The 20,195-nt window shown below is 61.8% G+C and carries 26 protein-coding genes and 1 pseudogene; 10 read left to right on the top strand and 17 right to left on the bottom strand.

The features are described 5' to 3' along the window. Positions 1-209 precede the first annotated feature (209 nt). Together SM753_RS14105 and SM753_RS14100 are read right to left on the bottom strand one after the other, a co-directional pair. On the bottom strand, positions 210-752 hold the full coding sequence (locus tag SM753_RS14105; protein WP_323192065.1) for a cupin domain-containing protein: 543 nt from the start codon (positions 750-752) through the stop codon (positions 210-212). A 234-nt stretch (positions 753-986) separates the two neighbouring features. After that, positions 987-1,982 carry a hypothetical protein gene (locus SM753_RS14100; RefSeq protein WP_323192064.1) on the bottom strand — a complete coding sequence of 332 codons (996 nt, stop codon included), beginning with the start codon at positions 1,980-1,982 and terminating at the stop codon, positions 987-989. A 452-nt stretch (positions 1,983-2,434) separates the two neighbouring features. Between SM753_RS14100 and SM753_RS14095 the strand changes: the two genes are divergently transcribed. After that, positions 2,435-2,851, top strand: coding sequence for a DoxX-like family protein (locus SM753_RS14095; protein WP_237561251.1), 417 nt, complete (start codon positions 2,435-2,437; stop codon positions 2,849-2,851). A gap of 153 nt (positions 2,852-3,004) precedes the next feature. Here SM753_RS14095 and SM753_RS14090 read toward each other — a convergent pair whose 3' ends face one another. Genes SM753_RS14090 through SM753_RS14080 form a run of 3 tightly spaced genes read right to left on the bottom strand, consistent with a single transcriptional unit; the run spans position 3,005 to position 5,047 of the window. After that, positions 3,005-3,439: a low molecular weight phosphatase family protein gene (locus SM753_RS14090; RefSeq protein ID WP_323192063.1), complete on the bottom strand. Its 435-nt coding sequence runs from the start codon at positions 3,437-3,439 to the stop codon at positions 3,005-3,007. Positions 3,440-3,498: 59 nt separating this feature from the next. After that, positions 3,499-4,662, bottom strand: a complete 1,164-nt coding sequence (gene arsB, locus SM753_RS14085) for an ACR3 family arsenite efflux transporter (RefSeq protein WP_323192062.1) — start codon at positions 4,660-4,662, stop codon at positions 3,499-3,501. After that, positions 4,655-5,047 carry a metalloregulator ArsR/SmtB family transcription factor gene (locus tag SM753_RS14080; protein WP_323192061.1) on the bottom strand — a complete coding sequence of 131 codons (393 nt, stop codon included), beginning with the start codon at positions 5,045-5,047 and terminating at the stop codon, positions 4,655-4,657. Before SM753_RS14080 ends, arsB begins: the two co-directional genes overlap by 8 nt. Before the next feature lie 123 nt (positions 5,048-5,170). Between SM753_RS14080 and SM753_RS14075 the strand changes: the two genes are divergently transcribed. The 3 genes from SM753_RS14075 to SM753_RS14065 all read left to right on the top strand — a co-directional run bounded on the left by SM753_RS14075 (position 5,171) and on the right by SM753_RS14065 (position 6,670). Next, positions 5,171-5,545, top strand: coding sequence for a hypothetical protein (locus tag SM753_RS14075; protein WP_323192060.1), 375 nt, complete (start codon positions 5,171-5,173; stop codon positions 5,543-5,545). Between the two features lie 100 nt (positions 5,546-5,645). Beyond that, positions 5,646-6,305, top strand: coding sequence for an organomercurial lyase (gene merB / locus SM753_RS14070; protein WP_323192059.1), 660 nt, complete (start codon positions 5,646-5,648; stop codon positions 6,303-6,305). After that, the gene (locus SM753_RS14065; RefSeq protein WP_323192058.1) at positions 6,302-6,670 is read left to right on the top strand and encodes a DoxX family protein; all 369 of its coding nucleotides are present in this window, start codon (positions 6,302-6,304) and stop codon (positions 6,668-6,670) included. Before merB ends, SM753_RS14065 begins: the two co-directional genes overlap by 4 nt. Positions 6,671-6,706: 36 nt before the next feature. Here the strand turns inward: SM753_RS14065 and SM753_RS14060 are convergent, their stop codons facing one another. The 5 genes and pseudogenes from SM753_RS14060 to SM753_RS14040 form a co-directional block, all read right to left on the bottom strand. Further along, entirely contained in the window at positions 6,707-6,985 is a 279-nt protein-coding gene (locus SM753_RS14060; RefSeq protein ID WP_135533264.1) for a helix-turn-helix domain-containing protein, read from the bottom strand. Between the two features lie 624 nt (positions 6,986-7,609). Beyond that, positions 7,610-8,617 carry a bile acid:sodium symporter gene (locus SM753_RS14055; RefSeq protein WP_323192057.1) on the bottom strand — a complete coding sequence of 336 codons (1,008 nt, stop codon included), beginning with the start codon at positions 8,615-8,617 and terminating at the stop codon, positions 7,610-7,612. Then, positions 8,614-9,003, bottom strand: coding sequence for a DoxX family protein (locus SM753_RS14050; protein WP_323192056.1), 390 nt, complete (start codon positions 9,001-9,003; stop codon positions 8,614-8,616). The genes SM753_RS14055 and SM753_RS14050 overlap by 4 nt, the downstream gene beginning before the upstream one ends. A gap of 222 nt (positions 9,004-9,225) precedes the next feature. Then, a pseudogene (locus SM753_RS21385) lies at positions 9,226-9,465 on the bottom strand (glutathione S-transferase N-terminal domain-containing protein); the annotation flags it as partial. A gap of 33 nt (positions 9,466-9,498) precedes the next feature. Then, the gene (locus SM753_RS14040; protein ID WP_323192054.1) at positions 9,499-9,744 is read right to left on the bottom strand and encodes an Rdx family protein; all 246 of its coding nucleotides are present in this window, start codon (positions 9,742-9,744) and stop codon (positions 9,499-9,501) included. A 141-nt stretch (positions 9,745-9,885) separates the two neighbouring features. Between SM753_RS14040 and SM753_RS14035 the strand changes: the two genes are divergently transcribed. The 4 genes from SM753_RS14035 (at position 9,886) to SM753_RS14020 (ending at position 13,715) form a co-directional block, all read left to right on the top strand. Then, the gene (locus SM753_RS14035; RefSeq protein ID WP_323192053.1) at positions 9,886-10,272 is read left to right on the top strand and encodes a helix-turn-helix domain-containing protein; all 387 of its coding nucleotides are present in this window, start codon (positions 9,886-9,888) and stop codon (positions 10,270-10,272) included. Positions 10,273-10,592: 320 nt separating this feature from the next. Next, the gene (locus SM753_RS14030) at positions 10,593-11,396 is read left to right on the top strand and encodes an aldo/keto reductase (RefSeq protein WP_323192052.1); all 804 of its coding nucleotides are present in this window, start codon (positions 10,593-10,595) and stop codon (positions 11,394-11,396) included. 117 nt (positions 11,397-11,513) lie between these two features. Further along, complete coding sequence (locus SM753_RS14025; RefSeq protein ID WP_323192051.1) at positions 11,514-12,593, top strand: YihY/virulence factor BrkB family protein; 1,080 nt, start codon at positions 11,514-11,516, stop codon at positions 12,591-12,593. A 192-nt stretch (positions 12,594-12,785) separates the two neighbouring features. Continuing rightward, complete coding sequence (locus tag SM753_RS14020; RefSeq protein ID WP_323192050.1) at positions 12,786-13,715, top strand: hypothetical protein; 930 nt, start codon at positions 12,786-12,788, stop codon at positions 13,713-13,715. A gap of 12 nt (positions 13,716-13,727) precedes the next feature. Here the strand turns inward: SM753_RS14020 and SM753_RS14015 are convergent, their stop codons facing one another. Then, on the bottom strand, positions 13,728-14,534 hold the full coding sequence (locus SM753_RS14015) for a DUF4097 family beta strand repeat-containing protein (RefSeq protein ID WP_323192049.1): 807 nt from the start codon (positions 14,532-14,534) through the stop codon (positions 13,728-13,730). Positions 14,535-14,937: 403 nt separating this feature from the next. Between SM753_RS14015 and SM753_RS14010 the strand changes: the two genes are divergently transcribed. After that, positions 14,938-15,243, top strand: coding sequence for a hypothetical protein (locus tag SM753_RS14010; protein ID WP_138797081.1), 306 nt, complete (start codon positions 14,938-14,940; stop codon positions 15,241-15,243). A gap of 358 nt (positions 15,244-15,601) precedes the next feature. On the opposite strand, the gene SM753_RS14005 is transcribed toward SM753_RS14010, so the two are convergent. Next, the gene (locus SM753_RS14005) at positions 15,602-16,390 is read right to left on the bottom strand and encodes a GIDE domain-containing protein (RefSeq protein ID WP_323192048.1); all 789 of its coding nucleotides are present in this window, start codon (positions 16,388-16,390) and stop codon (positions 15,602-15,604) included. A gap of 162 nt (positions 16,391-16,552) precedes the next feature. Between SM753_RS14005 and SM753_RS14000 the strand changes: the two genes are divergently transcribed. Beyond that, positions 16,553-16,813, top strand: coding sequence for a hypothetical protein (locus tag SM753_RS14000; RefSeq protein WP_323192047.1), 261 nt, complete (start codon positions 16,553-16,555; stop codon positions 16,811-16,813). Positions 16,814-16,830: 17 nt separating this feature from the next. Here the strand turns inward: SM753_RS14000 and mnhG are convergent, their stop codons facing one another. From mnhG to SM753_RS13975, 5 genes are all read right to left on the bottom strand, one after another. Then, a complete protein-coding gene (gene mnhG / locus SM753_RS13995; RefSeq protein WP_135534006.1) occupies positions 16,831-17,172 on the bottom strand; it encodes a monovalent cation/H(+) antiporter subunit G in 342 nt (113 codons plus the stop codon). Between the two features lie 61 nt (positions 17,173-17,233). Next, entirely contained in the window at positions 17,234-17,530 is a 297-nt protein-coding gene (locus SM753_RS13990) for a monovalent cation/H+ antiporter complex subunit F (RefSeq protein ID WP_135533273.1), read from the bottom strand. Continuing rightward, on the bottom strand, positions 17,520-18,206 hold the full coding sequence (locus SM753_RS13985; RefSeq protein WP_323192046.1) for a Na+/H+ antiporter subunit E: 687 nt from the start codon (positions 18,204-18,206) through the stop codon (positions 17,520-17,522). Before SM753_RS13985 ends, SM753_RS13990 begins: the two co-directional genes overlap by 11 nt. Before the next feature lie 22 nt (positions 18,207-18,228). Then, positions 18,229-19,836, bottom strand: a complete 1,608-nt coding sequence (locus tag SM753_RS13980) for a proton-conducting transporter membrane subunit (RefSeq protein ID WP_323192045.1) — start codon at positions 19,834-19,836, stop codon at positions 18,229-18,231. Between the two features lie 2 nt (positions 19,837-19,838). After that, positions 19,839-20,180: a sodium:proton antiporter gene (locus SM753_RS13975; RefSeq protein ID WP_323192044.1), complete on the bottom strand. Its 342-nt coding sequence runs from the start codon at positions 20,178-20,180 to the stop codon at positions 19,839-19,841. Positions 20,181-20,195: the final 15 nt, after the last annotated feature.

Raw genomic sequence — 20,195 nt, 5'->3', positions numbered from 1 at the left:
TGCCGCCGAAAGCTCATCCAGGGCGGGACGTCGAAGACGGACACTCGACTTGAAAATTGGTACTGGAACCCCTGCGGATGCCGCTGTGAGTGGCCGAACTGTCGAAAACCGCCGGATTGGGCTTCTTATGCCAGCGTGCCAAAGCCACTCCGCAGGTTTCGTTCACATCAGTGACGAGGTCACGTGTCACGAGTCAATCTCCACCCCGGTCAGTCGGGGAGGTGGTATCCCAGCACGCGGCCGAGACCAGCCAAGATCTTAAAGACCCAATGTGGTGGGCTCACCGCGTAGACGTCCTCCTCGTGTTCCGTCGTCAGCATCGCTATTAGCACGATATCACTGACCCTCCCTGGTGGCAGTGTCACTCCTCGCTCCGTGACGAGTCGATGGAACCTGCGAAAGAACGCCTCGTGTTCCAGCGCGGGCTTGTGGACGTTGATGAGCTCAACCGGCGTCTTGTTCTTGAAGGTATGTGGTGTACCTGGCGGGACGGTGTGTTTCTCCCCCTCGGAGACCTCCCTCCATTCGCCGTCCATGTACACTTCCAAGACGCCGGAGAGCACTTCGTAGCTCTCTTCGGCGTTTGGGTGTGTGTGGACGAATGGGCCGTCTTCAGGGACGGTTTCGATTTCGAATCGCATCTCCAAGAACTTGCCGTCAGTCTCCTTCGTCGATTTCGTGATCTCCCAGCGGCCAGGAAATCCTCCAAAATCGAGCACGCGGTCCTGTTTGCCGTGCTCTTTGGTCGTCATGCTGTCTCCTCCAATCGGCAACGATCGGTATTCCAGTTCGTGTTGCTCGTTGTGATCATTGGTCGCCTCCCGTGACATTCCGTCCGTCATTTAGACATCACCTCCTACTCCTCCGTGCACCGGACGCTACGTTGCCTGGATCTTGCTCTGATACAGCATGTGTTTCTAGCGTCGGGATTGGGTTTATATGTTAGGAGAATAACATTTCTCTAGTTAGACCGAGACGAATCCGGGTTACGAGGTAACGACGTCGGTCTGAGAACTTCGGTCGAAACTGATGACATTCATATCGTCGTCCAGTGTGACAGTGAATGATGCCGTCTCGTCCTCGATAGTGATCAATACGCGGAGCGGATCCTTCGAGACGGTGGTCTCGACCCTGTTTTGAAGCAAGTCGATAGCCTCGTCGAAAGAGGGAGAGTGGATGTCCATCTCTCGGTTGTCGATCAGCCCAGTCGCCATAATAAGACCAGTAGTAAATATTTCGACCGGCAACCGCTTGGCGAACCTGCAGGTATCACACCGCATGTCTGCCCATACCTGGAACGGCGTTCCACAGGCGGCGCAGGGTTGGCCTCCTCGATTTTCGTGCGCATCACAGACCGTCACTGACGATGAAATGTGGCCTGCACATTCCCGACAGATACCGTACATAAGATATGTGATGTCTAGCGCACACCGATAGAGTCCGGCGGCGAGTGCTTGCTCAGGGTCACGGGACGCCAGTCCTGCGGCCGGGTAGGTCGTGAGGAAGAGCGTCCCCGTCGGTGCTTGGTCACCGAACACTCCGTCACACTCGGTACACCTGATCCGAAGCCACTGATCCTCATAGGTGGCTTCTACGTGTGCCCCGCATAACGGACAATTCTGTTCAAGCTCGGTAGAGAAGTCGAGGTAGTCTGTCCCGGAGACCGCTATCACCGTTCTGGCGATTTGTTTTCCTGCACCGCTCAACCGGTATCCGTTATCAGTTCGCCGAATGAAGTGGGGGGCGAGCTGTGAAAGGTGGTAGTTAAACTTCCCATTATCGTCGATATCAACCTCTTGTTGCAACTCGGAATACGACATCGTCTCAGCGGTATCAGAGCCGTCATCGTATTCGTGAGCGGCGTCTTCACGCCAGAGTACTCGGATGATCTCTAATCGGATTTCATTTCCCAGTATGGCGAATGCTTCGTCCGGAGAAAGTCCATCCAGATCCAGATCGGGAGTGAACCCAGTCTGAGTCATGCTAACTAATCTCGTGGGAGAATCAATAAACGTATCTCCAGAATGTTCTCGCCAGGCGGGACTGGTCGTAAGATGTGCGCTGCCTCTCCCACAGAGTACGCACCTTCACTGGACCTGTCAAATATCTGCTCTTAGACTCCCGAATCGACCGTCTCACGCCTCAAAGGTCGATTCGTTCGACGGTCGAACCGGGGCAATCAGCGCCCATTCGTTTTTCGAACGATTCACATCCGACAGACATCGTCGAGGAACCCGATGGAGTCAACTGCACTGTTCGACCGGGCCATCGTATTACTCCTCTAGTTCCAGCAAGTGCGTGTGGACGAGCAGGGATATTCGACAGCGGGGTCGGCAGCGTGCTCTCACAACTCCCAGGTGCACAACCGGTCATCGGGCGGGCAGATCGTCGAAGAGCGAAACTATTTCATCGCTTTGAGAAGTATCAACCGACGATGAACGAGGTTCTGCACCGTTTCAAGCGCCCGTTACTGTATCTGATGGGCCCGGCGTACGTCGTCGCGGGAGTTTTGCATTTCGTCGTGCCGGAGTTGTACGTCCAGATTATCCCACCGTTCTTCCCGGCAGCGCTTGCGCTCGTCTATCTGTCCGGAATCGCCGAAATAGCCGTCGGGGTCGGGCTATTGCTTCCTCGAACTCGACAGCATGCAGCGTGGGCGACAGTCGCGTTACTCGTTGCGGTCTTTCCGGCAAACGTCTACATGGCGACTCACGGGGTCGTCATCGAGGGGATGCCGGGCGGCGGCGACCCCTCAGACATCGTTCGTTGGGGACGACTCCCACTCCAGGGCGTGTTGATCCTCTGGGCACTCTGGTACACCCGGCCTCCGACCGAAACAGATCACCGTTGAGACTGCCGAACGGCGACACCCTACAGGGATTTCGCGTGCGTTCGATCGTCTAACGCGAGAGCGATTGCGCAGGGGTTCGAATACATCCAATCCGGTGGCATCGGGGATCACGACGACGAATCCGGGGCAGCAAACTCGTCCGACCGCAAGAAGTCACTCGCTCGGCGTCAGTTCGTCGAACAGGGCAGAGACGCGCCGCCGGATCTCGTCACGAATCACGGCCACTTCATCGGGCGAGCGCCCGTCAGGATCGTCGAGGCCCCAGTCACGGCTTTCCCCACCGAACCCGGCTGGACAGACGTCCGCCGCGGAACAGCCCATCGTGATAACGTACTCGCTGTGCTGTAGCTCCTCGAACGTCACCGCCCGAGGAGACCTCGCGGAGATATCGATCCCCGCGTTCCGCATCGCTTCGACCACTTCTGGATGGACGTGCTCAGCAGGTTGTGTTCCCCCCGTCACGAGGTCGAACTCCCGTTCGGTATGGCGGGCGTCGAGCTCCCGCTTGGCAAAGGCGTACGCCATCTGCGAGCGGCCCGCGTTCTGCACGCAAACGAACGCGATCCGGGTCGGTTCGGTCTCAGTCATCGTCTCCGGGGGAACTGAATCCGACGGGTGCCGGACACCGTGGGAGTTGCACAGTCCAGTCAATCATCGTCTCCCGTCGGTTCGGTCGTCGGTTCGTTGAGGCTTCCGGTCCGGAACCCGTCCCAGTCGAATCGCCGCCTGAAGTACAGTGCGACGTTGACGAGCGCCAGAAGGACGGGGACCTCGATGAGCGGGCCGACGACGGTTGCGAACGCGACGCCGGAGGTCACGCCGAAGACGGCGACAGCAACGGCGATAGCCAACTCGAAGTTGTTCGAGGCGGCCGTGAACCCGATGGCCGTCGTCGTCGAGTAGTCGGCACCGACCTCCCGGCCCATCCAGAAGCTCACCAGAAACATCACCACGAAGTAGACCGTCAGCGGTACCGCGATCAGGAACACGTCGCCGGGCTGGGCGACGATCCGATCGCCCTGTAGAGCGAACATCACGATCACGGTGAAAAGCAACGCGACCAGCGTCAGCGGACTGATCGACGGCTCGAACGTTTTTTCGTACCACTCGACGCCTTTCGTGTGCGTGCCGACGTACCGCGAGAGGATCCCAGCGGCAAAGGGGATACCGAGGAAAACAGCGATGGCCTCGAACACCTGCATCGGCGTGATGTCGAACGCGTCGATTCCGGCGACCAGCGACTCCATACCGAGCAACGGCGGCAGGAACAGAGCGAAAAGCCAGATGTACACTCCGTAGGTGAGGATCTGGAAGACGCTGTTGAACGCGACCAGCCCCGCCGCGTACTCAGCGGATCCGTCCGCAAGCTCGTTCCAGACGAGGACCATGGCGATACAGCGCGCCATCCCGATGAAGACGAGCCCGAGGAAAAACTCCGGCCGGGCCGGAAGTCCCGGCACGAGGCCGCCGAAGAAGACGACCGCCAGCGCGAACATGACCGTCGGACCGATGAGCCAGTTCTGGACGAGACTGAGTCCGAGGACGCGCCAGTTCCTGAACACCGTCGGGAGCTGACCGTAGTTGACCTTCGCCAGCGGCGGATACATCATCAGGATAAGACCGATCTCAACGAGGTAGAGGTCGCGGATCGACTCGGTTACAGACGGGGCGACGAAGCCGAGTCCGACTCCGACGACCATCGCCCCGACTATCCAGACTGTGAGGTACTTGTCGAGGAAGTCCATGGACCGCGGGTCGCCGCAGTCCGGGCAGTCGCAGTTCGGGCCGTGATCGTGCGTGACGTTACTCATCGCCGCTCACTCCGCGGTCCGCGGATTCGAAGAGCGTCTCCGCGAACTCGGTCGACCTGTAATACCGCCAGTTACCGTCTTTCCGGCGGCCGACGAGGCCCGCGTCGACGAGATCGGAGAGCGCGTGGCTGACGGCGCTCTCGCCGACGTCCACGAGCGGTTCGAGCTCACAGACGCAGAGCTCGCCGTCTGCGACGGCGAGGGCGCGAGCGAGCCGGTACCGCGTCGTGTTCCCGAGTACGGCAAAGACCGGCCGGACAGCGTCGTCGCCGAACGCGGTATCAGCCAGCACCTGGAGTTCGTCGAGTCGCTGTTCCACGTCCTCGTCACAGCAGTCCCCGAGTTCGTCGGCGATCAACCGGCGAATGCGTGTCCTCTCTGCCATTAGATGCTGATTGAATCTGTTTTCAAATAGCTGTTGCGATTTGAATCTGTGTTCAGATAGGTTCGCGCGTATGGCACAACAGATCCGGCGTTTGAACACGACCGACGGCAAATAGCAGAAGCGATGAGTTCCGCCGAGAACACTGACGACGAGACGATATTCCGAGAGACCACTGAACGGTTCTGGCTCCTGAGGCTTGTCACCGAAGTCCGGGGAGACGGGGTGAACGTCCGTCTGCATCCGGTCCAATGCTCGTTTCGTCGGATCCCGGCAGCGCAGATTCGGGACGTGAACGCCACTTCATACGCAGGGACGGCGTACGGCGGATGGCACTGGGGCGTACGGCGCACACCGAACGGGAACACGGTGTATCGACTTCGAGGAGGACAGGGGGTTGAAGTGGAACGGACGAACGGGGAACGCTGGTTCATCGGATCGCAACGCCCCACAGAACTCCAGTCGGCGATAGAGCGTATCTGCACGCCTGACGAGTTCTAACCGTTCGGTTCGCAGTTTGCCCGTGAGTTCGACCGCTCGAAGTTTGTTCATTACTTCGGACTTGGCAGTATAACTACTTCGAGAATCAATGTAGTTGTGTATGTCTGACCAAGACTGCAACTGCGCCGATGTGACGGTTGATACGGCAACTGATCAAACCCCGAACTCGAACGGTTGGGTCGAAGAGCGGCCAGTAAAGACCGCACAGCTACCGGTAGACGTTGCAGGAAACATGAGTCGGTTCTTCGGTGAGTCGATCGAGGCGTTCGACGATATGATTTCGGCGATCCGTACCGTGACCGAAGGGGACGGGATCGCCGTCGACGAACTCTGCCACGTCGACGGGGAAACGCCGCACTCCGCTGAAACCGCCGACGAGACGTACTACTTCAGGTGCTTCTACGACGGAATCGCCCTCGCACATCTCGTCGACGAACCGGTCGAGATCCGAACGGAAACGCCCACGAACGAGCCGATCGAGATGCGGGCGTCGCCCGAGAGCGATATCGATGTCACTCCGTCGGATGCCATCATGTCTTTCGGCGTGGCCACGGACCGAGATATCCCTGCCGGCGATATCCCCACTACGGACGAAGTTTACGGGGCAATCTGCCCGTACGTAAAGGCGTTCCACACCCGAGAGGACTACGAAAACTGGGCGGAGGACGTGGCTGCGACGACCGTAGCCATTCCCCTCGAGTCCGGAGTTCCTATCGCCGCCGCCCTGACGGCGAGTGCGCCCTCTGAGGTCGCGGGATGAGCGTCGCGGGCGTCGCAGCGCTCGTCACGCAAACCGTGCTCGGACTCGTCGGACTAGTAGCGGGCGGTGCGAAAGTCACCCATCAGGAGGAACAGGTCGACGAGTTCCGCCGATACGGATATCCGCAGTGGTTCCGAATCGGCACCGGCCTAACGGAGATCGGTGCCGGGATCGGACTGATCGCGGGACTCGTCTGGACGCCTGAACTAACGGCGGTCGGGGCGCTTTTGCTGAGTGGAGTCACGGCCGGTGCAGTGATGACTCACATTCGAATCGACGACCCACCGTCGAAGACCGCCGTTCCCGCGGCCGTGTTCCTTCTGTCGGCGGCCCTACTTGCGACTCGCCCTCTGTCCCCGGTGTAGATCCGGGAAGTCAGCCCTCACAAACTGACCCGTAAATCATCCCTCTTGTGCTTTTTCTGCCCACTTGAGAAGGGGATCTAGGTGCTGACACAGTTCTTCACCGGTGTCCGTGAGTTCGTATTCGACTCGTGGCGGGATCTCCGCGTACTGTTCGCGAGCGAGGATCTCGGCCTCGACTAGGTCGTCGAGTCTCGTCGAGAGCGTCGAACTACTCACCCCGTCGAACGTCTCCTCGATCTCTCCGTATCGTGCCGGGCCGATAGCGCCGACCACGCAGATGAGTTGCATCGCGTAGCGACGGCTCAGGAGATCCATCACCCCGCCCAGTGGACAGAAGCAGTCCACGTCAGTATTCGATGAACCGGCCCCGTCGACCGCTGAGTCAGGAGTATCAGACATAGCTTTCGTTCACCACACTTCGTTCTATGCTTCGTCCTTGACAGTATAAATAGTTCAGTGTTCAAAGTATAGCTGTAGCATGGAACAGAGCGACGCGGGACGAGAGAGCAGATGTACGCTAACGGAGGACGAAACCGGAGCGATCAGAGGAGGTTCGGACACGTCTCATCGGCCATTACCTCGGGTCCGAAGTGCGGACGGACGGCGGAGAGATCCGGTTCGAAGGAGCCGACGAGGCTCCGAGCAGTCGCTCAGTTCACGGCGGACGAACTGCGTTGCTGTTCGTTCGCTGACTACGCGATCACCGTATCGGCACCATATGAAGAGACGGTTTTGACGGTCACAGGTCCGGACGGAATCAGGGAGATGTTCCGGGAAGGTCTGGTCGAACGACTGGAGGAAGAGTCGGCGTAGTTCAGTCACTCTGCCGGAGTGTCGGTACGTAATCGGGACTACCGGTACGTAATCGGCGCTCGTCGTCATCTCGTCATCACCGAACGCAACCGTCCGAAGGCGCTATCGGCCAGAGTCTGGCGTCGATCAGTCACTCCGTTCGACCTCGCGACTGCGGAACTGATCGGAGGTCTCGGGTACTAACCAGCCCGGGACGACCCGCGTGAGAACGACCATCCCCGTCAGTTCGACGAGCGTCTGGGTGACGACGACTGCCGGGGCGAGCGCGTACCCCGACGGCAACGCGAGCGCAAGGGGGAGGACGACCAGCGAGTTCCGCGTCACGGACGTGAACACGAGTGCGCGACTCTCGCCGACGCCCATCCCCAGCAGGCCAGCCACCAGACGGCCGACCAGCGGCATGACGACGAGAAATGCCACGTACACCGGAACGACAGCGGCTATCTGATGGATCGAGTCCTGAACGCGCGGTAGCTGTGAGGCGATGACTACGAACAGCGTCACACCCATCATCGGAACGGGAAACCACCCCATCGCGTCCTGCCACCGTTCGCCGTGGCCGGACCGTTCCGCACCGAGTTCTGTGACCCACGCGAGCGTCAACGGGAGCGCGATGATCACGACGAACGCCTCGATGAACGGCCCGGCCTCGATGAACTCGGCAACTCGCTGACCCATGAACAGCCAGAGGTACAGCGGGAGCAACAGCAACTGGACGAGCATTAACGCCGGCGTTGCGGCGGTGATCTGCTCGGAGTCGCCGCCTGCGAGTTCCGTGAACGTGATGACGTAGTCGATACACGGCGTCAGCAACACCATGAACGCTCCGACAAGGATCACCGGCTCCTGCGGGAGGAACCGCGTGAGACCGAATACGACCAGTGGGACGACCAGAAAGTTCATCCCCAGGGCAGCCAGCATGAACCGTCCGTTCCGGAACGCCCGCCGGATCCGGACGAACGGGATCTCCAGGAACGTCACGTACAACAGGATCGCCAGAACGGGATTGATGAGTGGTTCCAGTGTCGAACCTGTGCTTGGCCGTCCGAGGCCGGTCCCGAGCGCGAGGAGAACAGCGATAGCGTACACCCCGACCTGATTGTGCTGGAGCCACTGTTTCGAGAGTCGTGTCATGATTGGAACAGTCGCATGATCGCCCCCAGTACGCGGCGGTCGCTACCGAAAAGGAAGGTTCCAGCGAGTAATACGCTGACGTTCTGCCACGACGGGCCGGCGGTGACTATTGCGACAGCCATGACCGGGACTGCCAGGAGCGCCCCGAGCCACGGGACTCGGTTCAGGAACAGTGACAGTGCAGCCCCGACCTCGATAGCGCCGACGAGGACCACGGATAGCTCGGGCATCGGAAGCCCCAGCGACGTGAAGAAGTAAACGGACTGTGCGTACGTGAGGTATTTCCTCACGCCCGGACCCAACAGGAGTACGGCTGTCCCGATACGGAGTCCCGGACGTCCGTGTCTGCGGAGCCACGTTGCCGGGCTGTCACTGTTCGGAGACATCCGCTATCGTCTCGGCCCGCTGTGTTCTCCGAGCGCGTCGCGGATCTCCGCGAGCGTTCCGTTCGTCGTGTGCGTGTCGATCCACTGCTGATGGGTCTCGTCGCGCCGTGCTTTCCGTTTGATGTGCTTTGTGACTTTCACAGTCGCGAACTGCTCTTTCGCGCTGTCCGATGAGGCACAGATCGGGCAGTCTTCCGTAACGGCGTCGGTCACGTGTAGTGTTTCCAGATAGTCGACGATGTCGTCGGATTCGTACATCGTCACGCCCCGCTGGTGATCGACGAGGAACGGGATCTGATCGTCGCCTCCGAGGGTCCGGAGTTGATCGCGCGTCTGTTCGTTGCGCGTCTCGCCGGCGCCAGAGCGAGGATTGTGGACGACGTACGAGAGGCCAAGTTCGGTCAGGGTCTCCCGCACGGTTGCGGAGTAGCCACATCCCTCTGCCTGGTAGAGTTCTAACATTGGTCGTGTGAATGGGGTCGGTCGCTGGGCGAGTCAGGCGTGATCGGCCCGGTCGCGGACCGCTTCGGTGATTGCAGTACTGTCGATCTCTCCATCGCCGTCGTCTCTGTCCCAGACGAGTTCGTCGTCGACGGAGACCTCGAAGACGCCTCCACCGCCGGGCTGCAACCGGACGCCATCGAGGTCGTTTCCGAACGCTTCGAGCAACGCTTCCTGCGTCTCCACGGCGTGTTCGAGTAGACCGCACGGGACACAGTATTCGATGTTGACTTCCGACATTACGGGTCGACCGAGGGCCGCCCCGTGCATAAATATCAGGTATATTTCAAGAAACGAGGTTTCGCCTGCGAAACCGCGGTTTCGTTTGTATACGACGTATCTATGAGGAACTACTTTCTGACGGCCCTTCGAAGGCGACGTATGAGCGACACAACTGAGGTACCCGAAGACGAGTGCTTGGCCGTGTGGTGTGCGGGCGACGACTGGTGTGCGGTCACCTGCGCAATGGACGTCATCGGAAAGAAGTGGCATCCGGTGATCATCCACCGACTCCTCAGACGCGATGAACTACGGTTCAATGAACTCAGCGACGAGGTCGACGGAATCACGAACAAGATGCTCTCACAGAGTCTGGACGACTTAGAGGAGAAGGAACTAGTTGACCGTACGATCGTGAGCGAAAAACCCGTCGCGGTCGAGTACTCTCTGACCGAACGCGGCCGGTCGCTAGAGCGGGTGATCGACTCGCTCGAACAGTGGGGTAAAACGCACCTCCAACCCCCAGAGAGCGAGGTCGAATCCGCGTGACAGTTCAGGGACGCACGCGGCTTTCGAATCCCGATGTATGACAGATGGGTAACAAAAACCAGTTTTGGCGGAGGTATTAATGGCTGTTACTCGGATATTCGTCACGGCATGCGAACCGATCCAGACCGAACGGACGTCCGGACGAGCGCCGAGAAACTGTTCGATAGGTCGTCTCGATGTTCCGGACGAGGAGACAATACTGAACAATCACACCGCCGGCTGGATCCGACAGTCCGGCTGGGAGTTCGCAGTGGAGTACCCGGTCAGTCGGGAGGCGCGCACCCAGAAACACCGCCGGCTGAACGGACGGCGGTAGAGCAATGACTGCCGACGGGATGCCCCGGGTCGGCGTCGGAACCTACGACCTGGAACCGTCGACCTGCGCCGACGCCGTCGAAACGGCACTCGACATCGGATACCGCCACGTCGATACCGCTGAGATGTACGGGAACGAGTCCGCGGTCGGACGCGGCCTCCGTACCGCGGAGGTCGAACGGTCGGACGTGTTCCTCGCGTCGAAGATCCACTCGAAAAACCTGGCGTTCGACGACGTCATCGACCACGCACAGGAGTCGTGCAAGCGCCTCGGCGTCGAGAGCCTGGACCTACTGTACGTCCACTGGCCGATACGCGCGTACGACCCCGAGTCAACGCTCGCCGCCTTCGACGAACTCTACGACCGGGACGTGATAGACGCCGTCGGAGTGTCGAACTTTACGCCTTCGCTGCTCGCGGAGGCGCTCGACCGGTTAGAGACGCCGCTATTTGCACACCAGGTCGAATGCCATCCGCTTCTCCAACAGGACCGCTTGCGGCGACGCGCACGCGAAGACGGTCACTACCTCGTCGCCTACTCTCCACTGGCGAAAGGTGCCGTGACTGAGGTCCCCGAACTCGTCGAAATCGCAGAGAAACACGGGGCCACGCCCGCGCAGATCAGCCTCGCGTGGCTTCTGTCCAAAGAGAACGTCGCCGTGATCCCGCGGTCGTCGTCCGAGTCGCACCTGCGAGAGAACCACGAAGCGCGTCGGATCGAACTCGACTCTGCCGACGTAGCACGGATAGATGCCATCAACCGGACTCGCCGCCAGGTCGATTTTGACGGCGCGCCCTGGCGGGGATAACACTGGGCTACCGTTCAGTGACTACTATATCACGCGGTACGGCATACAGCGTCGCGATCCGGACAGGTCTGAGCGCCCACACTGCCCGTTTTCCGTTTCACCGTCGAACACCGAGACATGGGTAGCCTGTCAAGCGCCGTGAACACGGGAAAACAGGTGTTCTCTGAGTTCTCGCAGAAGAACGTGACGTTCATGGCTGCGGGAATCGCATACAACGCGTTCGTCTCGCTAGCGCCGATGCTGCTCATACTGCTGTTCGTCATTTCGGTCGCGGGGAGCGGTCTCGAGGAGCGGATCGTTACGCTCGCGCAGGACTCGCTGCCCGGCCCCATAGCCGACACCGTCGAACAGATCTTTCGGGATAACTCGGGTGCCTCCGGAGCGTCGGTCGTCGGTCTCGTCGTGCTCATCTGGGGGACGCTAAAGATATTTCGGGGGCTCGACACCGCGTTTTCGGAGATCTACGAGACGGAGACAGCGAACTCCTTCGTCGACAAACTGATCGACGGTCTGGTCGTCCTGGTGGCGATGGTCGTCGCGATCCTGGCGACGGTGGGAGTGACGGCCGTCTTCGCGCGGTACTCCGACGTAGTCCCGTTCGTCGGTTACCTGACGCCGATCGTTCTCGTCGTCGGGTTGGTCGTCGCGTTCCTGCCGATATTCTATCGCTTCCCCGACACCGACGTGGAGTGGGACCACGTGCTGCCGGGCGCGGCGTTCGCCGCGGTCGGGTGGGCCGCGTTTCAGGCGCTGTTCCAGGTGTATCTCTCCATTACGGGCGGGAGTTCGGGGAGCTTTTTCGGCAGCGTCATCGTCATTATCACGTGGCTGTACTTCTCCGGACTCGTGTTGCTTCTCGGCGCGGTCATCAACGCTGTCCTCGGCGGGCACTCGTCGGGCAAGGCCGGCGGCGTGGGACAGGGTGCGGCCGATTACGAGACGGACCGAGAGGAGACGATGTCTTGCGAAGAGTTCGGCGACTACCTCCGAGACCTGCGGAACGAACTCGTCGGTCCCGACCAGACCGCGGGCACAGCGTTTCCGGAGACCGCCCGCCGATACACGCGACCGGACTCAGATATAACGGTCATCGAGCAGTCGTTGGACGACGGGGACGGCCGAAAGCGGGAAGTCGCGTTCCGCTGGCGGGCGTCCGACGACGAGTCGGCCGAGCAGTCCACCTCGGCGACCGACTGAACAGACACGCACCGCGCGGGGGCTCTGTGCCGCTCTGACGCGACGTACGTCCGGCATAGAACTAAAGGGGTGTCGAGCGGTGTCAAAGCGTTGACACTGGTTCGGTCGTCCAGCGCCCGAACGTGGAACTGCGGGAACGACGGGTGGGTGATCGCTGACCTATATGTGAACCCAGCACGCAGTAAAGACGAGATGGTCGGTAACCGAACAGGCGACGAAACAACGCTCGCAGCGATCCGCGAGGCCGATAGCCTCGCCGATCTGCACGGACTCATCGGGGTGAACTCTGACCACGATGCGTACCTGCGCGCGAAAGAAAAGTGGGAAACAGCCAAACGCCGCCAGCAGGCAACCCAGGGTCGGTCAGACGGTCTCCCAGGGAGGTGCGTCGTCGTCGACGGTACCGAGTTCCACGTCCACGGAGTCACACACGCCGGGACACCGCAGGAGCGAGCGTTTCTCCGCGACCACGTCTCGCGGTTTCTCGAACGGGGTGCAACCGTCTACTGCGAGCAGGGGATCAGGCAGATGTATTTCAGCGATTTCTCCGGCGTCTGCGAGATGGACGACTACCGGTGGGCGATGAACGAGTGTTCCGAACTCGATGGCGAGTCACCGCTCGACGGCATCCCCGGCATGGACTTCGGATCGCTACGCGAAGACGTGACTTCGGTCGCCTCGGAGTTTCAAGCGGCCGTCTTCTCGCTCATCGAGTCCGGTAGCGAGGTGTACGGCGAGCAGTTCGAGCGAGCGCTCGGTGACGTCGCCGCAGGGTTCCTGATGAGCCACGGGGACCTCGCTATCGGCGACGATTTCGAATCGTACGTACTGAGCCGAGAGGCCGGCACGAACCCGGAGAAACTCGACGAACTCCAGCGCTACTACCACCGGACGTTCCTCCCGCAACCGCTGGAACGCGAGTGGCTTCGACGGCACGACCCCAAACTGGAACTCGTCTCGCACGCCCGCAACGAGCGGATGGCCGACTACGTCGTCTACCACAACGAGGACGCCGAGGAGGTGCATCTCATTGTCGGCGCGGCCCATCAGCCAGGGGTCGTCTACTATCTCGAACGGTACCGCGAGGGCCGGGAACTGCCACCGGAGTTCGAACTGTTCTGACGCCGCGGCGCTTCACTCGACCGCCCTGACGTCTATGTCCCCGTTCGTCGTCGTTATCTCGACCCGGTTCTCGCCGTCGCCGACCGACGCGGTAACCGGTGACCCCGACCGCTCGTCACCCTCGACGGTGATGCCGCCGTTTTCCGTGTCGGCTTTCACGGCCGCACCGGGCGAGGCCGGGACCGCTACGTCGACATCGCCGTTGGTTGTGTCCGCGGTCACGTCGCCGCGAACGTCTCGGAGGTCGACGTCGCCGTTCGTGGTTTCGACCCGGACGTTCCCCGCGGCGCTGGTCACGTTCACGTCGCCGTTCGTCGTCTCCGCGGTCGCGTCGCCGTCGATATTCGCGAGCGTTACGTCGCCGTTGACGGTGTCGGCGTCGGCCGCGGCCACGCTCGACACGTCGATGTCCCCGCTTTGCGAGTTCACGCGGACCGAACCGACCTGTTTGGGGACGGTTACGTCGAGGTGCATCCGCGGTTTCGGACCGAGACGGAACCGCGGCCCGTCCCGCTCGGCGGCGAGTTCAAGCGTCCCGTTTTCCCTCGACGCCTCCAACTGGACCGTCTCTAGGTCGTCGTCGCTCGCGCCCGTCTTCCTCGCGCGAACCGCGACCGTCTCCCGGTCGGCGCTGTCGATAGAGACGTCTCCGCTTTCGGTCGACGCCGCGAGATCTGACACGTCTCCGGCGTCGTACGTCTCTTCGACCGTGGTTTCCGCGCTCCGCTCGAACCCGATGGCGATACACCCGCTCAGAGACGCCGCCACTGTCGCAGTACACGCGGCAAGAAGCCGTCGCCGAGACGTTCGACCGTTCATAGCTACTGTAGCGGCCGACCGCCACTTAACCGGTTCCGTTCCGAGGAGTGACAGATCGACTCGCGGCGCAGTTTCGACGGGGACGTACTGAACCGGTTGCCGTTCCGTATCTCTGGTATCCGCTTTCACGGATTCGGATCCTTGCCGGTGAAAACTGTCGCGGGGACGTTCCACGAACTAGAGGAGTCACTGAAACGATTTACACGCTGATCGCTTCGCTGTCGTGCGGTCAAGTGTACATTGACTTTCAGTGACTACCGTAACTGCAACTGGCTCCGACAGCCAAGAACGAACGACCGTGACGTAAGGCCAGAGACTGGACGTGGGTTGCGCTCGCTGAGTGAGTTGCGAGACTACTGCGATCACGTGAGAATTATAACGCTAGATGTCAAATCCATCGGATATGACCTCTGAGACGAACGGCCCGTTGACGAAACACGGGATCGCTTCGTTTGTCCGCGAACTAATCAGCGTGCGCACCCTCGTAATGCTGCTCGCCGGCGTTTTAGCGGGCTACAGCATCAGCGTTCTCGGCGAGGACGCCGTCGTCGTCCCGCTCGTCGGGTCTGTCCCCGGTACTGCGTTCGGCGTTGTCGGAGTGGCTGTCGCTCTCGCCGTGTCTCAGCGGGGAGACTGCTGCGACGACTGCGGTGAGAAAGAGTGTGGTTGCACTGACGAGTGCGGTGACAGTTGTTCGTACGACCCCTGAGCCCCCTCTGGATTGATACGGTGTACTGCGTGCGGCCGTCGGGTTGCGATCTCGGGGCGTCCGTGGACGTCAGATGATCCCGAAGTGTTGCGCCGTCGCGATAGACAGGATCGCGGCGAGCAGTATCAACAACTGTACTCTGGAGGAGACGCCTTTGCGAAATCGGAGGGCCCAATCCATACACTACTATCGGTGGTTCCGCTGTAAATTTCTTCCCGTTTTGGCAGAATACAGCGGTTGCATCGACAGTAGCGCGGCATTTGTTCGGTTGCTGTCGTCGATAGCTGACTGGAAATCGACACCTCGAACTGACGGGGGGAGAGACGAACGGACGCGAACACACTGCGACGGGTATCTCTCACATCGCCAGCCAGGGGTAGATACTGAGCAGCGTGCCAACGACCGTCAACAGTCCGCCGAACGCGAGCGGAACGAGGCCGCCGCGCTTGCCCTCCCGAATCAACTCCGTTTCGGACTTGTCCGAGAGGACGAAATCCCCAGAGTCCGTCGGCTCGTCGATCACGTACTTGCGGTCGCCCCAGCCGGCCTGCTCCTCGCGGGCCGTCCCGAGTACGTAGACTTCTTCGTCCGGAGCGATCACCCCTTCCGAGTAGCGCCGACGCTCACCGAAACTCAACGGGCCGAGTTCGCGCCGCGTGGCCTCGTCGATATCGTCTCGGGTTTCGAGGAACCGCCGGATAGGTTCCGGGGGTTCGTCCCCGCTGCCGACTTTGGTCCGGGTCCGCTCCACGTTCAACCCGCCGTCAGCGGGGAGTTCGACCCGGACCTCGGCGGTGCCGTCGTCCACGGCTATCGGCACCGCCGTCTCCTCCTCGTGGACGGTTTCCCAGTTTCCACCGCCCTGTCCACTGCTTTCCCATTTCTCGACCTCGACACGGGTGGCCAGCGCGTCCTCGGTCCATATGGGCGAGTCGAATACGTTCGCGTCCTCGGCCGGACGGGCGGTCCCCTTCACTTCGACCGTTCCGGGCCGGACGTTTCCGATCCGTGTCGTCTCGGTCGCGGCGATCCGTTCACTCCGGGCCCGCTGCTTGCGGCCTTTATTCATCGTATAGAGACCGACAGCCAGAAAGGGCAGGCTGAACCCAGTCCAGCCGAGTTTCACGATCAAGTCCTGAACCATCATTCAAAATGAAAACACTGGAAAAGTATAACTACCAGTCACATATCGTTGCAGGCCTCGTCCGACTCGTGTCTTTTCTCGTCGGAGCCGGATATCATCGGTTGCGGTATCGGCCGTCACTATACCCACCAAAACTGTTATACATCGAAAGTGATGTGTCGGCGTATGGTGTTTTGCCAGCACGAGTACCTCTACGTAACCGCGGAGGCGATCCATCCCGGTACGACCGTCCACTACGACTATCGCACCGGTAGTTCGCTCGCGACTGTGATCGAGAAGACCGACCGTCACATCACCCTCAGCAGCGAGGACTGTCACGGGAAGTTCAACTACGACCAGATAAACTCGCTGATCGACGAGGGCCGATTGCGTGTCGTCCTCGACGACGAGAGCCACGTGGATCCGGAACACGTCCCCGGCCAGTGAGACGCGGCACCGCGCGACTACCGTTCCCGCAGTTCCTCCTCCTCTTCCTTGCCCGGCCAGGTGACGCCTCCGAGGAAGGGCACGCCCGTTCGTTCCGCCGACCGGGAGATCATGTGCGCGCCGGTCGGCACCGTCAGAAACAGGAACACGATGCCGATGAGCGACGGCATCCCCGCGGTACCCGGCCCGAAGTAGACGAACCCGGCGAGGAATATCGACGCCGTGCCGAGCGTCGTCGGTTTGCTCGTCGCGTGCATCCGGTTGTACACGTTCGGCAGGCGAAGCAGGCCGATGGTCCCGACGGCGAGGAAGAAACAGCCGACGGCGATCAGCGCGACGACGAGCGCCGTACGGATCACTCCGACCATCGTCTTTCCTCCGGTCTCCGTTCGTCTTTCTCGTCTGTAGCGTGCATCTGTTTCACTCTCGTCGTTCGATGATATCGCCTTCGGTTACGAACTTGGCCACGATGACGGTCGACAGGAAGCCGATGATCGCAAGCACCAGGCTGACTGTTACGAAGAGGCCACGTCCGGTTTTCAGCGCGAACAGGACGGCGATGGCGACGACGTTCGTCGCGATGGCGTCCAGCGCGACGACGCGGTCCGGAACGGTCGGACCGCGGATCACGCGGTAGCCACAGAGGACGCACAGGCCGCTGACGACGACGAGACCGACGTCGGCGGCCAGCGTCACCAGTTCGGATTCAGCGGCCACGGTCTTCACCTCCGTCGCCCTCGTCCCCGTCGCGATCGGTGCCGTCTGCGTCCGTTTCCTGGCGTGGGCCGTCCCAGTCCTTCTGGACGATCTCGCTGGCCGTGGACGGCGGGCCGGACTCCCCCGCCGGATAGACGGCGATTTCCGGGGCCGGGTCCGCCGGAGTTCGCTCCTCGTCGAAGATGACCAGCGCGTAGTCTTCCCACTCGCGGATAGGTTCGACGATACCCTGCGGGTCGCGTCCGTCTATCACGTGGACGTACAGGGCGTTCGCCTCCGAATCGTAGTCCAGCGTGATCGTCCCCGGCGTGATGGTGATGCTGTTCGCGATGGTCGTCACCCCGAGGTCCGTTTCGACCCGGAGCGGGATGAGTATGACCTCCGGTTCTATCGGGAGTGACGGGTCGAGCACGCGATACGCCACGTCGACGTTCGCGACGACGACCTCCTTGAGGAACGCGCTGACGTACAGGGCGACGTACGGGACGGCCCGCGTCGTCCGCCCGAGGTCGACCGTATCGTCGTACAGGCGGCGGAAGACGTACGCGATCGGCAGACCGACGCCGAGGCCGAGCAGGAACTGCCCCAGAACGGCGTCGACGGCGAGTTCGACGCCGCGGACGAACAGCCACAACACGCCGAACAGAACGCCGACGACCGGCCATCGCCGGGTCACGCGTGGTCACCTCCGGACCAAATCACGACCCGTCACCTCCCGCTGGGTCGACGACGTCGACGTACCCGTTCGTGTCGACTGCCGCGTCGGCCGCCGCCGACGCGAAGCGATACACCGGGTCGAACCCGATTCCCAGGAGGATAATGGCCGCGGCAACGGCGACGAGAACCGCGACCTGTCCGCGGTCGACCGTGGCGGCCTCGACCGACGGGGTTTTCGGTCCCCAGAAGCTCCCGACCCACGCGCGGGTCGTGTAAAGTATCGTGAGGAGCGCGCCGAGTAGCAACACCAACAGGACCGCCCCTGAGCCGACAGCGGGGTCCGCAGCGTACCCGTCGGCCGCGGTCGCAAATACGAGGAACTTCCCGAAGAAGCCGGTCAGCGGTGGGACGCCGACGAGCGACAGGCTCCCGACGAAGAAGGCCCCGGCGAGGGCGGGCGAGCGGCTCGCGAGGCCGCTCAGTTCGGCCATCCGGTTCGTTCCGGTCGCGCTGCGGACGGCGGCCGCCGAGAAAAACAGCAAACCCTTCGCGAGCGCGTGGTGGAGCGCGTACACGAGCGCCGCGACGATCCCGAGATGTCTGAGTTCCTCGGACCCGGCGCCCGCCGCGATGGCTACCGGGACCGCGATGAACCCGACCTGTCCGATGCTGGAGTACGCGAGCATCCCCTCGATGGTGTCCCGGCTGACCGCTCCGAGCGCGCCGACCAGAACGCTGGCGACGCCCATGATCAACAGGCCCGGAGCGAGGACCGAAAGCGGCGACCCGTCGGCGATCCACGGGACGCTGGCCGACGCCGACGTTCCCGAGAACACGGTGAAGTAGAGCCGGATGATGGCGTAGATGCCGACCTTCTTCGACGCGCCGGCGAGCATCGCCGACACGGGCAACGGGGCGGCCCGGTACGCGCCGGGGACCCAGAACTGGAACGGGACGAGACCGGCCTTGAGCGCGAACGCCGCGAACAGCAGCGCCGAGAGGCCGAACACGGGAGCGGGGTCGATACCGTACGCGCCGGGGTCGGCGAGTCGTTGCGCCATGTCTGCCATGTTGAGCGTTCCGGTGGTGGCATAGAGACCGCCGACGGCGAGCAGGAGGAAGACGCCGCCTATCACGTTGAGGACGAGATAGCGGAACGCGGCGGCGGTGTGTTGCGCGCCGCTGTAGAACGCGACCAGCACGTAACTCGCCATCAGCATCACCTCGAACCAGACGAAGAGGTTGAATAGGTCGCCCGTGAGGAAGGCACCCGCGATACCGAGCAACAGCGAGTGAAAGAGCGGGTGGTAGAACACGCGCTGGTTGTCGACGTCGATGAAAAGCACTGAAAGAACGACCGCGGGAAGCCCGACTGACGCCGCGACGACGAGCATGAACGCTGACAGCGCGTCGGCCACCAGGGTGATCCCGAACGGTGCCGGCCAGCCGCCGATCTGGTACGCAACGGCCCCCGGCGCGTTCGGCGCGAGAACCACGCCCCACGCGACGAGGGCGACGGCGACGGCGTAACCGACCCCTCCTGCGACGCTCGCCGCCCGCTGGAGTCGCGGCCACCGACGCAGCGAGAGCGTGAGCACGATGCTTACCAGTGCGACGAGTACGGGCGCGGTGACGAGTTGGTCCGTCATGATCACTGCCACTCCTGGACGTCCATCGTCTCGTTTTCCTGATACGCGCGGTACGTCAGCGCCAGCGCGAACGCCGTCGTGCCGAAGCTAATGACGATAGCCGTAAGCACCAGTGCCTGAACCAGCGGGTCCGCCGTCTCGGGGACCGACTCGCCGTGGCCCGAGAGAACGGGGACGACGGAGTTCCCGCCCTCCGAGATGCCGCCCATCGCGATCAGGTAGACGTTCGCCGCCTGCGAGACGACGGCGACGCCCCAGACCACGCGGACCAGGTCACGGCGGAGCAACAGGAAGGTGCCGAGCGCGAACAGGCCGCCGACGGCGGCGGCGAGGACGACGCTCACCGGCTCTCACCTCCT

The organism is Halostella sp. PRR32 (assembly GCF_034808085.1).
GTDB classification, from domain to species: domain Archaea; phylum Halobacteriota; class Halobacteria; order Halobacteriales; family Natronoarchaeaceae; genus Halostella; species Halostella pelagica.
This window is presented reverse-complemented; position numbering and strand designations above follow the sequence as displayed.

Bases quoted from the DNA above. Each gene is read 5' to 3' on its own strand.
- SM753_RS14105 (WP_323192065.1), bottom strand. From the start codon at position 752: ATGACGACCAAAGAGCACGGCAAACAGGACCGCGTGCTCGATTTTGGA.
- SM753_RS14100 (WP_323192064.1), bottom strand. From the start codon at position 1,982: ATGACTCAGACTGGGTTCACTCCCGATCTGGATCTGGATGGACTTTCT.
- SM753_RS14095 (WP_237561251.1), top strand. From the start codon at position 2,435: ATGAACGAGGTTCTGCACCGTTTCAAGCGCCCGTTACTGTATCTGATG.
- SM753_RS14090 (WP_323192063.1), bottom strand. From the start codon at position 3,439: ATGACTGAGACCGAACCGACCCGGATCGCGTTCGTTTGCGTGCAGAAC.
- arsB (WP_323192062.1), bottom strand. From the start codon at position 4,662: ATGAGTAACGTCACGCACGATCACGGCCCGAACTGCGACTGCCCGGAC.
- SM753_RS14080 (WP_323192061.1), bottom strand. From the start codon at position 5,047: ATGGCAGAGAGGACACGCATTCGCCGGTTGATCGCCGACGAACTCGGG.
- SM753_RS14075 (WP_323192060.1), top strand. From the start codon at position 5,171: ATGAGTTCCGCCGAGAACACTGACGACGAGACGATATTCCGAGAGACC.
- merB (WP_323192059.1), top strand. From the start codon at position 5,646: ATGTCTGACCAAGACTGCAACTGCGCCGATGTGACGGTTGATACGGCA.
- SM753_RS14065 (WP_323192058.1), top strand. From the start codon at position 6,302: ATGAGCGTCGCGGGCGTCGCAGCGCTCGTCACGCAAACCGTGCTCGGA.
- SM753_RS14060 (WP_135533264.1), bottom strand. From the start codon at position 6,985: ATGGATCTCCTGAGCCGTCGCTACGCGATGCAACTCATCTGCGTGGTC.
- SM753_RS14055 (WP_323192057.1), bottom strand. From the start codon at position 8,617: ATGACACGACTCTCGAAACAGTGGCTCCAGCACAATCAGGTCGGGGTG.
- SM753_RS14050 (WP_323192056.1), bottom strand. From the start codon at position 9,003: ATGTCTCCGAACAGTGACAGCCCGGCAACGTGGCTCCGCAGACACGGA.
- SM753_RS14040 (WP_323192054.1), bottom strand. From the start codon at position 9,744: ATGTCGGAAGTCAACATCGAATACTGTGTCCCGTGCGGTCTACTCGAA.
- SM753_RS14035 (WP_323192053.1), top strand. From the start codon at position 9,886: ATGAGCGACACAACTGAGGTACCCGAAGACGAGTGCTTGGCCGTGTGG.
- SM753_RS14030 (WP_323192052.1), top strand. From the start codon at position 10,593: ATGACTGCCGACGGGATGCCCCGGGTCGGCGTCGGAACCTACGACCTG.
- SM753_RS14025 (WP_323192051.1), top strand. From the start codon at position 11,514: ATGGGTAGCCTGTCAAGCGCCGTGAACACGGGAAAACAGGTGTTCTCT.
- SM753_RS14020 (WP_323192050.1), top strand. From the start codon at position 12,786: ATGGTCGGTAACCGAACAGGCGACGAAACAACGCTCGCAGCGATCCGC.
- SM753_RS14015 (WP_323192049.1), bottom strand. From the start codon at position 14,534: ATGAACGGTCGAACGTCTCGGCGACGGCTTCTTGCCGCGTGTACTGCG.
- SM753_RS14010 (WP_138797081.1), top strand. From the start codon at position 14,938: ATGACCTCTGAGACGAACGGCCCGTTGACGAAACACGGGATCGCTTCG.
- SM753_RS14005 (WP_323192048.1), bottom strand. From the start codon at position 16,390: ATGATGGTTCAGGACTTGATCGTGAAACTCGGCTGGACTGGGTTCAGC.
- SM753_RS14000 (WP_323192047.1), top strand. From the start codon at position 16,553: ATGGTGTTTTGCCAGCACGAGTACCTCTACGTAACCGCGGAGGCGATC.
- SM753_RS13980 (WP_323192045.1), bottom strand. From the start codon at position 19,836: ATGACGGACCAACTCGTCACCGCGCCCGTACTCGTCGCACTGGTAAGC.